The 13,903-nt window shown below is 39.9% G+C and carries 16 protein-coding genes; 7 read left to right on the top strand and 9 right to left on the bottom strand.

Features of this window, described 5'->3' with window-relative positions:
- Positions 1 to 157 precede the first annotated feature (157 nt).
- From CFE23_RS14315 to CFE23_RS14285, 7 genes are all read right to left on the bottom strand, one after another.
- The gene (locus CFE23_RS14315) at positions 158 to 871 is read right to left on the bottom strand and encodes a hypothetical protein (protein WP_291089335.1); all 714 of its coding nucleotides are present in this window, start codon (positions 869 to 871) and stop codon (positions 158 to 160) included.
- Positions 872 to 1,057: 186 nt separating this feature from the next.
- Entirely contained in the window at positions 1,058 to 1,573 is a 516-nt protein-coding gene (locus CFE23_RS14310; protein ID WP_291089332.1) for a hypothetical protein, read from the bottom strand.
- A 196-nt stretch (positions 1,574 to 1,769) separates the two neighbouring features.
- Positions 1,770 to 2,570, bottom strand: coding sequence for a hypothetical protein (locus tag CFE23_RS14305; protein WP_291089329.1), 801 nt, complete (start codon positions 2,568 to 2,570; stop codon positions 1,770 to 1,772).
- A 175-nt stretch (positions 2,571 to 2,745) separates the two neighbouring features.
- Positions 2,746 to 4,422: an ATP-binding protein gene (locus tag CFE23_RS14300; protein ID WP_291089326.1), complete on the bottom strand. Its 1,677-nt coding sequence runs from the start codon at positions 4,420 to 4,422 to the stop codon at positions 2,746 to 2,748.
- Positions 4,423 to 4,579: 157 nt separating this feature from the next.
- Positions 4,580 to 5,980 carry a P-loop NTPase fold protein gene (locus CFE23_RS14295; protein ID WP_291089323.1) on the bottom strand — a complete coding sequence of 467 codons (1,401 nt, stop codon included), beginning with the start codon at positions 5,978 to 5,980 and terminating at the stop codon, positions 4,580 to 4,582.
- A gap of 162 nt (positions 5,981 to 6,142) precedes the next feature.
- Positions 6,143 to 7,318 carry an ATP-binding protein gene (locus CFE23_RS14290; RefSeq protein WP_291089320.1) on the bottom strand — a complete coding sequence of 392 codons (1,176 nt, stop codon included), beginning with the start codon at positions 7,316 to 7,318 and terminating at the stop codon, positions 6,143 to 6,145.
- Between the two features lie 184 nt (positions 7,319 to 7,502).
- Entirely contained in the window at positions 7,503 to 7,874 is a 372-nt protein-coding gene (locus tag CFE23_RS14285; protein WP_291089317.1) for a hypothetical protein, read from the bottom strand.
- A 143-nt stretch (positions 7,875 to 8,017) separates the two neighbouring features.
- Between CFE23_RS14285 and CFE23_RS14280 the strand changes: the two genes are divergently transcribed.
- The 5 genes from CFE23_RS14280 to CFE23_RS14260 all read left to right on the top strand — a co-directional run bounded on the left by CFE23_RS14280 (position 8,018) and on the right by CFE23_RS14260 (position 11,138).
- Positions 8,018 to 8,914 carry a carboxypeptidase-like regulatory domain-containing protein gene (locus CFE23_RS14280; protein WP_291089314.1) on the top strand — a complete coding sequence of 299 codons (897 nt, stop codon included), beginning with the start codon at positions 8,018 to 8,020 and terminating at the stop codon, positions 8,912 to 8,914.
- A gap of 212 nt (positions 8,915 to 9,126) precedes the next feature.
- A complete protein-coding gene (locus tag CFE23_RS14275) occupies positions 9,127 to 9,327 on the top strand; it encodes a hypothetical protein (RefSeq protein ID WP_291089311.1) in 201 nt (66 codons plus the stop codon).
- Positions 9,324 to 10,010: a hypothetical protein gene (locus CFE23_RS14270; protein ID WP_291089308.1), complete on the top strand. Its 687-nt coding sequence runs from the start codon at positions 9,324 to 9,326 to the stop codon at positions 10,008 to 10,010. Before CFE23_RS14275 ends, CFE23_RS14270 begins: the two co-directional genes overlap by 4 nt.
- Positions 10,011 to 10,082: 72 nt before the next feature.
- Positions 10,083 to 10,607, top strand: coding sequence for a hypothetical protein (locus CFE23_RS14265; protein WP_291089305.1), 525 nt, complete (start codon positions 10,083 to 10,085; stop codon positions 10,605 to 10,607).
- Positions 10,608 to 10,637: 30 nt separating this feature from the next.
- Complete coding sequence (locus CFE23_RS14260) at positions 10,638 to 11,138, top strand: hypothetical protein (protein ID WP_291089303.1); 501 nt, start codon at positions 10,638 to 10,640, stop codon at positions 11,136 to 11,138.
- Positions 11,139 to 11,300: 162 nt separating this feature from the next.
- Here CFE23_RS14260 and CFE23_RS14255 read toward each other — a convergent pair whose 3' ends face one another.
- Positions 11,301 to 12,197, bottom strand: a complete 897-nt coding sequence (locus CFE23_RS14255) for a winged helix-turn-helix domain-containing protein (protein ID WP_291089300.1) — start codon at positions 12,195 to 12,197, stop codon at positions 11,301 to 11,303.
- Positions 12,198 to 12,415: 218 nt separating this feature from the next.
- Between CFE23_RS14255 and CFE23_RS14250 the strand changes: the two genes are divergently transcribed.
- Both CFE23_RS14250 and CFE23_RS14245 read left to right on the top strand, forming a co-directional pair.
- Entirely contained in the window at positions 12,416 to 12,952 is a 537-nt protein-coding gene (locus CFE23_RS14250; protein WP_291089297.1) for a hypothetical protein, read from the top strand.
- A 162-nt stretch (positions 12,953 to 13,114) separates the two neighbouring features.
- Positions 13,115 to 13,735, top strand: coding sequence for a hypothetical protein (locus CFE23_RS14245; protein WP_291089294.1), 621 nt, complete (start codon positions 13,115 to 13,117; stop codon positions 13,733 to 13,735).
- Here the strand turns inward: CFE23_RS14245 and CFE23_RS14240 are convergent.
- Positions 13,717 to 13,903, bottom strand: a 187-nt coding sequence (locus CFE23_RS14240) for a hypothetical protein (RefSeq protein ID WP_291089291.1), incomplete at its 5' end; no start/stop codon positions are given. The two genes, CFE23_RS14245 and CFE23_RS14240, sit on opposite strands and share 19 nt — an antisense overlap.

The following is a 13,903-nucleotide window of genomic DNA, read 5'->3' as shown; positions in this document are numbered from 1 at the left end:
AAGCACTTACATTTTACAAGAAAAGCAGCACCCGAGCGAAATTCCCCTATTTCATATGCCGCTACAAGTGCTGGGAGCGAAGGGAGCGATAGCCAATTAGCTTAACTCAGTTCGTCCATTGGCCTCGGGTTCGGGACACCGCTATTAGCTGCTATTTTTAATCTTTCCACCAAATTTCTTCAGGCGACGGATTGTGGATTCCGTTAGAATCACAATATGGCATACTATGCGCTAGCATATAAGTTAGCCAACCATTTTTGACATATTTTAGATTAACAGAGAACTCACCTGCTCCAATGTCTAAATCGCCACTTTCGAAAATCCTGAAATCTCCCCAATTGCACGTTTCGGTCTTAATATTCACAAAGTCTTCGCGTGTCCCGGAAAATTGGTTATTATAAAAACCATCGCTTGAAAAATCACTGGTACAATATTCAATTTCATCGTTTTTTAAGACATATCGGGAAGTGAAAGTTCCTTCATATGCTGCAGTTATTTTTTCATTATCGATGTATTCATTAAAATAGTATTTCCCGGCAATTGTTGTGCAACCTTCATCAGATGATGCTGACTCTACCTCAATTGTCCCTTTAATTTTTGACTTGTACCCGTTAAACATTATTTTTCCATTAACTAAATATTGACTTGGATTTGGATTTTTTTCGTCTTTTTCAACCCGCAGCAATTTGATAAAAAAGCGTTGATAATTGTCGCCAATAAATCCTACTGTTTCCGGATAAAGTTTTGTTTCGTTGTCCGCGACTATCTCATTACCAAGCCAAAGGCTTGAAAAATCATGTTTAAGTAACTTACTATTTTCAGTTTGTGAATACAGTGAGAAACTTAATAAAATAAAAATCCAATTTTTCATAATTGGTCGACTAAAATGGTAGGTATCATCCAGCTTCTCCACCCCACTTGCAGCTCCCGACCCTTCGGGATACAACTGCCCCGACGCTTCGGGGTTCGCCTGGACAAAACGAAGTTATTAAAAAAGCACTTATATTTCACAAGGAAAGTAGCAATTGCTGAAACCGCTGTTAACGGCAGTTTTTGATTAGGGGTAATCTAGAACTAAGCCCTTACAATTATTACGTATCTTTTCTAGTTCGTTTAAAATTTCAGTTAAATCCAGCAGTTCGCCACGAAATATTAAAGTGTCGTTAAATGAATTATAACCGCGGTGATGAAATTTTTCAAACTCCCTGCCATTAAAAGACGGATTCATTACTAAATCAACGTAAACTCCACCCGAGTGATTGCTAAACCAATCCTCAATTCGACTATCGTAGTGTTCGAAATGATTGCGAAATACACGATTTGATAAAGGATTACTATCTGATACGTTTAGTGTTTTCCGCAACCGTTCTCCACGTTTTTCATGTTTTTTGTAAGTGGGCCAAAGAATTTTTGAAACGTTCGCAACCGACACAAGGATAGATTGGATTGAACACCATACTTCTAATCTGTCGAAATTGTCTTTGGTTGCTTCTAACCGTTCATTTGCTCTCAATGCAATTTTAGATTGAAGTAGAATTTCACCTAAAAAAATCAAATCTTTAAACTCATTCATTCTATTTTTATCTAGATTGATGCTTTATAAAATCTCTGCTAACATCCAGCTTCTCCACCCCAGTTGCAGCTCCCGACTCTTCGGGATGGCATTGAGTATTTCGCCTTAATAAAACGAAGTTATTAAAAAAGCACTTCCGTTTTACAAGGAAAGCAGCAATTGCGTGAAACCGATGTTATGGGCAGTAATTTAAAAATTATAGATGAACAAACTTAGATTTATAAGCATCTAATTTTCCATAAGTTTTATAATCGTATGGCAACTTAAAATGTTTCATATTTTCATAGTAATAAGACATTCGAGTCAAAGAATTAATAAAATATTGTTTTAGCCATAAATACTTTTGATATGTTATCTGGCTATTGTATAGTTCATTTTGAATATTAATATAAATAACTTCGAGGTTATCGATATTTTCATAAATTATGCGTTCTGCAAAAGCTACAAAAATAGCCTCGTTTTCAATCGACTCATTTTGTTCTAAAGAATCATGAATCAATGGGGCAATTCTATTTTTTTCGTTATCATAATTGAATCTTTCGATAAATAGTTTTCTGGTTCCAAAACCATATTCTGTCTTAAGAATTTTTGGGTCGATAATGACACGGGGAAATTTTTCTTGAGATTCTAGTAAATATGCATCACTCAAACCATTTCCAACAACTATATTTAAATCTCTATTAAAATAGATGTCTCCGATTGTAATTGCGCCGCGAATCCATATGTTTTCGAGTGCACATCTAGCCTGAATAGTTTGAACTGCTTTAAGTAGAAGTTTTAAGTTTTGGCTGGTAAAATCACATGCTAATATTGTAGAATCACTAACCAGTTGAGATGTAATTTCTTTCTTATCAGATTGTATATCAATAAGTGCATTTTCGATGGTTGTAAAGTAGCGATTTAATTTTTCTCCTTTTGTTCGAACAAGCTCTTTGAATCCTAATACATCCAAAAAAGCAACATATTTTTTATCCTTTAGATGATCTGTGATATCCATTTGTCAAATTTAGACGAGTTTCCTGTATTATTGCCCACAAAGTCCGGCGGCTTTACACCAGTTGCGGCATTTAAAACTGGGTATTTCGCCTGAACCAAACGAAGTTATTAAAAAAGCACTTACATTTTGCAAGGAATGCACCAATTGCGTGAAACCGTTGTTATCTATGGTTTTGCTATTCAAGTAATCTTTCAATTTCGATTTCAAGTTTTTTCAATATTAATTTTTGTTTTTCTGTATCTAAAAATTCACAAACAAAATCACATAGTTTAGTTTTGTCTAATTCTCTTATGATGCTTTCTGCACCATAATCGTCTATTTTTGTCCTTTGTTTGTAAAATGATGGAATATCAATATTTTCATCGATTGTAAAAAGATTCTCAACACCTATTTTAAAAACTGTATTTTCGCTGTTGACACTCATCTTCCTAATAGACAATTTTTGAATATCTTCTTCAGGTTTATTAGTGTCACTATCATAAAATAAAACTATTTTGCTTTTTATTTGTTCCATATTTGCGGTAAAGAAAGCCTTTGCCTGATTTAACGCCGAATCTCCAGTGTTTTCAACATTCCCTTTTTCATTTATCCTCCCAATCCATTTAAACTCTATCGGTAACTGTGTTCTATTGAAAATTTCAAGACATTTATTGTAATACTTCTCGTCTGTTTCTCCTTCTAAAAAAACAGTTATTTTATTGTCCGCTAAAACGTGATCAATATTAAAAGCTTCTTGAATTAATTTTTCAGTTGACCAACCAAAGAATTTAGCTTCGTTAGGAATAATTGTCTTCCCTGTAGAATCTTTTTGTAAAATAATCACTTTATCATCGTTCCGATTTGAATTATGAATTATAAATGGCGAATGAGTTGAAATAATAATTTGTGAGGTCTGCTCACCAGAATTATTTGTGAAAAGTTTTTTGAAAAAACTTAGAACTTTAAGTTGCCAATTTGGATGTAGGCTGATTTCAGGTTCATCAATGAGTATAAGGGCTCCTTTAGAACTTTCTTTGTCTTTTAAGAGAAAACTGCCCCTAAATACTATTTGTTTTTCTCCAGAACTTAGTTGACCTATTGACATTTCATTGCCGTTTTCTTCAAAAATTATTTCCTTCCTGTTGTCAACATTTTCAATACGTTTATATCGTTTTTGAGAAAACATAAAATCAAATGCCGATGTAAATCTTTTAATCCTAACGTCAATTTTGTCATCATCGATTGTGTTCCCGCTGTTATTTCTCGCCCATTCTGTAAACTCTAAAGCGTCCAAGCTTTGTACATCAATTAATAGTTGTGTTATTTGAGTAGCCAAATTTGAATCAGATTTTTTGCTTTTAATGTCCTTTCTATCAATATTTGTTGATGTTACAGCACTGATTTGTTCAGGAGTAAAATTTATTTCAACATCGGAAAATATGGCCCTTAAGACTTTATTGGTATCATTATGAGCGAATAAAGAACCTGTCAATGTTGGCGAAACTCCTGTTGCTGTTTTTCCTTTAATATCAATTTGATTCCAATTATCTGTAATATTATAATCTATTGTTATGAAAAAAATATTTTCTTGATAGCTTGTTGTAAAATACTGCTTTGAATATTGTCCAGCTTTCAATATTTCAATTTCCTCATTGGAAAGTTCAATTTCAAATTTTCTCTTTTCATCTCGTCTTTCAGAGTTTAGGTTAAGATTAGAAAATTCAAAAATATTGTTTAGCAATAGCGATTTACCCACGCCGTTTTCTCCAGCTAAGATAATTGTATTAATTGTCTTCCCATTTTCGTCTGTAAAGTCAAGCTTTAAATTATTAAAGATTGGATGGTTTGTGAATTCTATTTTTCGTATTTTCATTTTTAATGCAGTTGGAGTTTAAAATCATAGCTAACTTTCAAGTATACGCAACACAAGCTATTTAACCACTAGCGCTGCGCGTGTCACGCTCATAACCAAAATGAAAAAAGCATTTTGCATTTATGCCTGAGCGTGATGCTCGAACCAGCAAAGTAGTCTAGACTAAAATATCTTCAGTAAGGTCTAATTTTATCATTAAATGTCCGATGTCTAGATTTCCATTACTTTGTCGATTAATACTTTTAAATATTTCAAGAAGGTAATCGTTTTCCGCTGGATTAATAATTGAGTTTATTTTTAATTTAATTTCAATTCCTTCTCGTTCGTATAAGTTTTTTTGATTGTACGCGCCAAAAATGTAGTTATTATAAAAAAGTATAAAATATGCCTCAAACCAAATTAAATTACGCTGGTTGTCTTCATTAATTTTATTTTTTAAAAATAGAAAAACGCGATCTTGTAATTCATTGATGCTTAACCGTTTTAGTTTTATATTGTTGTATAAATCAGGGGATAAAATTTTTATATATGACAAGAAAAGATAAACCTCGGGTACCACATAATGATTAATTTGAAAACTTCTTAACGCAAGTCTAGCAATAGAAAATACTTTTTCTTGTTGTCTCAATGAAACTGCGGAGTCACCAAATAATAAGCTAGACATTTCTAAGAATTGCTTTTCGTCAGAGGCTAATTCTGGATACTCTCTTCTTTTTACAGATTTAAAAAAATCCGCAAAGTCGAAATAATTATATAAATATTTATAATACAATCCCTTTTCAGGTTCAGGAATTGAATATTCAATGTCGATAAAACGCCTCAGGTATTCATCAGAATCAATATTATCACTGCCGTAAACTCCCTTAATGGCATATCCAAGTTGTTCTTTATCAATAGACAAAACAAAAATAATATTAGGTACGGAAAAGAAGTGTTTAATTTGCTCTAAAATTAATACCGCGTAGTTCGGTCGACAACGATCAAGCTCATCAACAATAAAAACCAACGGTTTTCCATCGTTAGTATTAGCAATAAATTCCGCTAAGCATTTTCGAAATTCAGAGATGCTTTTTTTCCTTTCAGCATATTCATTTACGTCTTTTTCGAAAATATCTGTAACTCCTTTTGCTATGTCAACCAACGCATCTTTAAAATTATCAGTGTCGAAGTAATTATCCGCTAAAGCTTTTACGAGAGTTGGAATTAAATGCTTTGAGATGGCAGCAGCATTTTTTAATGCCCGTTTGAATGTTGGTTCATTTTTTGCTGTGGTTAGTGTTTTTAACTCTCCCATTAAGGCAGTTAATGGGTTATTTTCGAAATCATTTTCCCAAGCATTAAAATATACAGTTTGATAATTATTATCCTTTAATTCTTGCTCCCACATCTTGACGAATGTGGTTTTTCCAGTTCCCCATTTATTATTAATCGCTAATACAAATCCATTTGGATAGGTCTTTATAATTCCCGTTAAAACATTTGCATATTTTTGTCTTCCGAGCTTACAATTTACAAAGGGCTGTCCTGCCAAAACTTGTATATCGTTATGTCTAATCATCTTTTATATTTTTTTTTCGTTTTCACAAACATTTAGTAATCCCCAGTTTAATCATGAAATGTGTTGCTAAATGTTTAAGGGTTTATTATTGACGTTAATTCAAATTCTGATACAAGTTAAAAGAAGACCATTAACGTTGTGAAACAACTGTTAGCTACAGTGTTAATCTGCGGAATGGATTTTTAATTTTACAAACGCTCTCATCATTGGATTAAGAAAAGTATAACGGGTACTTTTTCCTTTCCCCAATTTATTTAAAATCTCACCTCTATCTTCTTTAGTAAGTTGATTTAGATTGTAATTTAAATTTCCATTTTTCACAGCTCTACCAGTCACTTTATTATACTCTTTGATTACATCGCTAACGGTAAAAGAATTGAATTCGTCAATATCAGCATTTGCACATGCAAATAATAAATCTCGCCATCTAGAACTATTATTTGAAGACAATATAGCCTTTTTATAAGAACCTCTTAATTGCTCGGAAGTATTTTCGATACCGGCTCGTATTGCTATTGTTAGATAACTTTCGGAAAAATTATTTTTATCGTTTTGAATTAGTTCTTTTGCACCAAATTTGCAGAGTAAATGGATATAATGTGGAAAACCGGACGAGAATTCAATAATCTTTTCCCGAATTTTATTCTCGATTTTGATACCTAATTTTTGCATTCCTTTGTTGATAATTTCTTCACTTTCTTCTTTCTTCATTCTTGGCATTTTAACTTGCTTAAGACATCTTTCAAGAGATTGATGATTTCCAACCAAAGATTCTATGCTGTCTGCAATTCCCACCAAAACAACTGTTGTATTTATATTATTATCAGACAAAGATTTAATTAAATCGGCAAATGCTGCCCTAGTCTTTTCAGCTTGGATATTATCAAATTCATCAAAAATGAAAAGCATACGATAACTTCCAAAACTATTAAGAGCATTTAGAACATGTGAGGGGCGTAGATTGACAATGGATGAAATTTGATTACCCATATTAACAATTTGGGTAGTTGTCTGTGCATTAAAACCCAACCCTTGAGTTGTTTTTGCAAATTGAATACTTTCAAAGGCAGATTGCCATAATGTCTTGAACGCATCTTGGCGATTGCACGTAATTTTTACCGTGTAAATATTTGTGTAACCGGCAACCATTATGTTCGCAAGTGATGTTTTTCCAACCCCTCTTTCTCCATACAATATTGCGTGTTGCCCTATTTCGTTTATCGCTTCAGCAACTTTTTCTAATTGTGTTAAACGTCCTGAGAAAAAGTCTTTCTGTCTGATTGGAGACATTGGTGAAAATACGTCACGAAGTAATTCTAGTTTTTGGTCTTTGTTCATAATGTTTTGTTATATAACTAATGACACCCCCATCGCTCGGATATCTCCCCCACGCCAGCGCGGATTTGCTCCCGACGCTTCGGGACATACCCACACGCACTTCAAAGCATTTATAACGCGCTGCAATAGCGTTCAACTTCGCGCTTAACCCAGAACGATGCTGCGCCTCCCCCCTACCGCCCTTTCAGTAAATGGATCCGGCGCAACAACATTCTATGGCATTGCATCTGAACAAACCTACAAACCCCACACCACACCCACAATACCCGATACAGGGTATTTTTTGCCCAAAATACACCCGCGCAGCATGGCACATAAACGCCGCAAGCCGGTCGACCGCCGTCGCATTGCGGTCACTCACTTTCGCACGCTTGTCATACGCCATCGCACGCGTGTCAACCGTCATCGCAAGCCGGTACAGGACCATCGCAGCCGTGTCAACCGCCATCGCACGCGTGTCCGCAGCCGTCGCACGGCAAAACGCCCCTTTTCCGTAAGAATTCCCAGATTTGGCGCGGGATTCGTGTTTTATACCACTTAATACACTGACCGTCAAACTCTTAAAATTTTAACAGTACGCGTTAAAAAAATGATAAAAGTGCGACACCGTAACAAAATGTTAACATTTAATTTTTTTCCTTCGTTCTAAAGTTGTCAGAAGCAACCTACTAATTATTAACCATTTAATACCGCTTTTCTATGAACCGTAGACAAACAAGCAAGCTCGCGATGTACACCGTTACCGCCAGCCTCGAAACCGAAGGGGACCCACAAATCCTCGCCATGATGCCGAATTTCATCACCCACGTCGGCAACCTCAAAGTGGCCATCGCCACCATCGACACCGCCGCAAAGGCACAAATGCACTACACCGCCACCGTGAGCGGCAACAAACAGGACGCACGCACCCGCCTCGAAGAACGCATGTTCATCACCGGCTCCGCCGTACGCGCCTGGGCCATCGGCAACAACGACTCAAACCTGGCTGCCGAATGGAACCTCACCCTTCCCGGCCTGTCCCGCATGAAGGACAAAGACCTGCTCCTGAAGGCGCGCAACCTGATTGAAGCCTCCGTACCGCTCGCAAACGAACTCGTCCCTTTCGGCATCTCGAAGGAAGAGTCAAACGCACTCTACGACGCCGCAAACCTGTTCGACAACCTGATGCCGTCCCCGCGCAAGAACCAGATCAGCAAAGCCGATGCAACCAAGGCGCTGGAGAGCGGCTTCGCACACGCCGAATCAGAACTCGGGCACATGGACGTCCTCGCCGAGCTGCTGCACACCCGCGAACCGGCTTTTTACACCGACTACCAAAACCGGCGCACCCCCATCAAGCCCGCCTCACGCCCACTCGCGCTGTTCGGAAGCATCCGCGACGACAACGGAAACCCGCTCAAAAACGTCAGCATCACCATCGATGGCCTGCCGGACACCGCCCAATCCACGGCCAGAGGCAACTTCCGCTTCCCCACGCTGCCCGACGGCGTCCACAACCTGCACTTCAAGCGCCACGGCTACCAGGAACTGATCCACACCGTCGCCATCACAAACGGCCAACGCGCCAAAATCGACATCGAGCTAAGAACACTATAATGATAAAACCATACCCCTAAAAAGCGCCTGCTCCACGGCGCTTTTTTTATGCGCCGAAATCACAATGGCCCCGCCCACAACTTCAAAAGGCAACAGTCGTGAATCAACATTACAACTTCCGACCACGGGCACTGCCATTGCGACACCCCACCTAAATTTCATTTTCAGCCCCACAACGCCATTTCATGGCGCAGTTTTTTTACATTAGCACCATGAAAAAACAGGGGCTCCTTTTATTCATCCTTTGGTCAGGTCTTGTAGCCGCACAGCAAAACTACGTCAGGGAGCAGGACACCCGGAAGGGCATCGCGTTTGCCACCGTGCTGTTTTACCTGGACAACAAGCTCGTGAACGGCACCTATTGCGACGCCGGGGCCAATACACCCACCCTGAACACTTTGACACCATCGTGATTTCGTGTGTCGGGTATAAAACCCTGACGGTCGAAGGCAGCACAGCCTCCAACGAAATCATATTGGAAAAGCAATTTTATGACCTGGAACAGGTAACCATCAGCAGCAAAAAATACGAAGCAGGGTACATTCACAAAGACCGAATGCAGTACGTCGGCCTATCGAATGGTTCCGAAATAGGATCATACATCAAAAACACAACCGCAAAAAAAGGCAGGATAAGCAGTGTGAAATTTAAGGTAGGAAAGATCGAAAAGGATACAGAGTACCGCATCCATTTTTATGCCTATGAAGAAAACGAATTTGTGCCCATGGCCGAACGCACCAAAAAAAATACGATCCACATCCTGAAAAAAGGAACCAAAGGACTTGTTGAAGTGGCCATAGAAGACGAGGACATAGACTTCCCTTTGGAAGGGATCTACGTGACGTTGGAATGCCTGAGCGGCGAAGAAATAGGCAGTTATAAATACTACCAGCGAAAGAAAAACGCGGAATTCAGTATCGAAGCGCACCAATCCAGTGCGTTCCATTTTGTATCCACAAATAAGATCAATGGCGTCGGATGGGTCAATATGAACAAATGGATTCCCGAAAACTACAAAGCCACCTTCGGCACCAACTATGAACCATCCATATTATTTGTACCCTCCATCGGACTCGAAGTGGTCGAAACCGAATAAGGTCCCCAAATTGGCATGGCGGTTTCTGCAAACGAAAAAGATTTTTCAATACCTTCGTTTTTAACCTCAACCATGATGAAGTATTTCTTGTTTCTTTTTGTGTCTTGCACATTTTCAAATGCCCAGGTAAGCGATACCTCCACATTTCGTGTGAAAAGCGATGGCACTGCTGATCCTGTTGTTGCCACTGTGTCAAACGGTGATGCAAGCGACATATTCGCAAGGGCATTGATTTGGGCTCAGGAGCAAAAGGAAAGTAACATTATAGTGGTTGACAGTGTCAAAAACAAAATGATAAGATTTCACGGCAATGATGCTCCAATTTTTTATACATACAACGAAAACGACGAAATGGTACCTTATGGAGAAGATTACCTGCTTGAAATAAATATCCTGGATGGCCGCTATACGGTAAATTACACCCACAATTATTTTACACTAGATGGTAAGAGAATAAAACTCAATATGAGCGATGTGTTTAACAATGCAATCCATCAGGACGGATTGATGCAAACATTAGAACGATATGAGCTGAGTGTAAATACGTTCTTATTTGGACTCTTTAACACGATTACGACACCACGTAGTAAATGGTAAGTAATCTAACCGCACTAAATCCCTCCCCCTATGACCCGTTTTTACAAGTTAAACAAGAACAAACTATGGCTTGGCTTTAAAGTGATGTCCTTCTTTTTTACATTGGCAGCGGGCGTGCTGCTGCTCGTTGCCTATTACCAGCATAATTTACCCTCCACCACCACCATTTTATGGATCCTGATGGGTAGCGCCGTAGGTTTACCGGTATTGTCCATCCTGGCATTGATGGCTCCCTATGTGGTCAGGGAATTGAAGTGGAAAGCCCTGAATGACGCAGAAGCAAAATTAAACCGCATCGGGTTTGTCACGACACAGGTATTTTCCGAAACAAATTGGCTTTTTACCGAAGAACAATTTTACAAAGAAGACGCCCGTTTTGCAATTTCGGTATCCATCGCACAAAAAGGCACATTTGAATTTTATATCTACAACGACACCTACGATCGCTGGTTTAGCCTCACGTTAAAAGCATTAAACCAGTATTCCGAAGAGGCGATTGCCCAACAAATCGACCAGCATAAAAAAGGGTGATGGGGGTTGTCAAATAGCGTAGAATATTACAGGGCTGCTGCTTACAGGCAAACCTTAAAATATTTGAATATGAAACGCCCACCTTTGAAAATGCAACACCCATGGTGCGTCATTCAAAGTTCAAAAATAGGGAACAATGAATTTTAAATGAGGAACATCGGATTACATCCCCGCACCCGTTTCAAGGCGGTAGCCTTTACCGCGTACGACCACAATTTTGATATTGGGATCTGATTCCAGCTTTTTCCGAAGTTTGGAAATAAACATATCGAGGCTGCGCCCCACGATCACGCCTTCGTCTTCCCAGATTTCTTTTTGGAGCCGGCTTCGTGCAATGGTCTCATTCGGCGACGACGCGAAGATTTGCAGCACCCGGGTTTCGGTCGCGGTCAGGTCAATCGTAGTATCCGGACCGGTGAGCGTCCTGTTTTTGGCATCGAAAGACAACGATCCCAACGTGAATGTGTTTTCGGGAGGATTTTTGGATAAGGCCTTCCGCCGCTTCACCGACCTTGAGATGAACAGTCCTCCAAACGCCAGCAGCGACAGGCTTCCCAACAGCAGCCCCTGCTTTGCGAGGTCCATTCCAGCAGTCCTGAACCGGATGCGGACGACATAACACGCCCTGGGCTGTACCCTCCCGATACAGGACACGATATCATCCTTTTTATCTTGCGACACCGCAAAACCATACACCACACTGTCGCTGCCGCAACGCATCACGTTGACGACATAATCGCTGCCCTGCGGGTCTTTTGCCAACACGCGCCGGGTCGTATTCACCAATAGGTCCGGCCGGAACGTCAGCTCATTTTCAAACCGGATCTCGTATTCCTGGTCCGACACTGTCGCAACCGGGAGCACACGCGAAGTACTGTCGCCGGACTGCAGCAACAACTCATGCCCGACCCTACGCAACAGGATTTCCCTTCTCGCGCCTGCGAAACCGCCGTCATCGCCAATCGTAAACGCAGCGCATACAAACAACAGCACCGAGAGGCACAGCAATACCAACGCGTAATGGCGTGTGGCGAAGAGGTGATGGCGGCTAAGGTGCATAGGGTCAGTTTATTATTCTGCAAAGTTTACATTTTTATTGACAATCCAAATGGTTTCAGGGCAAAATATCAAATTAATTTCGGTGCATTACAGGCCATTTACTGCGGCGATGCGTTTCAGGCGTCGCGTCGCGGGTCGGGTAAAAGAAACCTGTTTTTTTCATAACTTCGGCGCGGATGACGTGAGCATGTCCTGCGTTATCCCTAAACAATCCAGCTATGAAATACCTATTCTTCGCTTTTTTTACCTTATCGCTGTCTTTTGCGCAATCCCCTAAAAAGGTGTTGAAGAAACTCGGAGACAATCCCGTATTCTTCATTGACAGTGTGAATGTAGACAAAGAGACATTACAGCAATATGACCCGAATGACATCAGCTCAGTCACGGTTTACAAAGATAAAAATGCGGTGGAGCTCATTGGAAGCGAAGGAAAAGACGGCGTCATTTATATAGAGACGAAAAATTTCTGCAAAAAGCGGTACTGGAAGTACTTTGTTTCCAAATCGGATGAATACAGGCAACGCGTCACCGCACCGGATGGCGACGCCAATGTGCAGTATATCCTGAACGAACGGGTTTTAGACGGAAATTATGAAGGAAATCTGGCTGCCATTGATGATACGGTATTTAAATCAATCAAGTTTATCTCCAAAGAAGAGCTGCTCCGAAAATACAAAATCGACAACAAAGATTATGGTTTCCAAATCATTTCAGCCACGCCAAAAGATTTGTACCACGGCAACAGGAAGTTCTAGATGACAACAGGAAAGAGAACTTATTCAATAATGTTTAGGCAACACCAATACTTTGCAGGCAGCGGCAAACGGGATACAGACCGAAGTATTTTTTATCTTAACGATAATACGAAATCGAACGCCGTTAGACCCATTTTAATTCGTCAAATCAAACTGTCATTTATGAGCGGTATTGCGTTGTTCGTCATGCTGACCGCTATGGGCGTTACGGCACAAACTACAGTGGCCTTACGCGACGTGACATTTAGTGTGCCCAGGGAATTTAAACAGGTGAGCAGGCAGAATATTCCCATGAAATATGACGCTTTTTATGAAAATGGAAAGATTTTCATCGATTCTACAGATATCGAAAACCCACCCTTGATCTTATACCAATACTACGAAAATCCGGATGCCGGTGCGGAACAGAGTCAGGCAGTGCTGCAAAACCTCAACGCCATCATGTCGAAGGATATCGCATCGGATACTTTGATTATCAATGCGGCACGCGATTATTCGGTGGCCCGATACCAAATTGCCGGCAAAACACTGTACGAAGTCAAAAGCCTCGGCGAAAGAGGATGGCTGAATGTACAGCTTATGGATAAAATCGAAAACGACCAACCCAATTTCCAAAAAATGCTTTTTATCGCGGCCTCAATCAAACATTCCGGGGCGTATGGCCGAAAATATAAGGAGCAGGTGGATTATTCCGTGACCGCATCAAAATGGTTTATTGTTGTATTTGGAATATACCTGTTGATTTACGGTCTCCGGAAATGGCATCAGAAAAATAATTCCTGATTATTTTTTACCACCGTATTTTGGAGGCATGCCCGCAGGCAGTTTTTCCCTACATTCGCTTTGTAGTCTGCCTGGCCTGTCACTGTAATCGCATCGACAGCAAGTATTTGCAGGGATGAAAGACACGCAGCTGGAAGCAGTTCAAAATGAGGTTGCCCCGATTGATGA

The organism is Flavobacterium sp. BFFFF1 (assembly GCF_002256285.1).
In the GTDB taxonomy this organism is placed as follows: domain Bacteria; phylum Bacteroidota; class Bacteroidia; order Flavobacteriales; family Flavobacteriaceae; genus Flavobacterium.
This window is presented reverse-complemented; position numbering and strand designations above follow the sequence as displayed.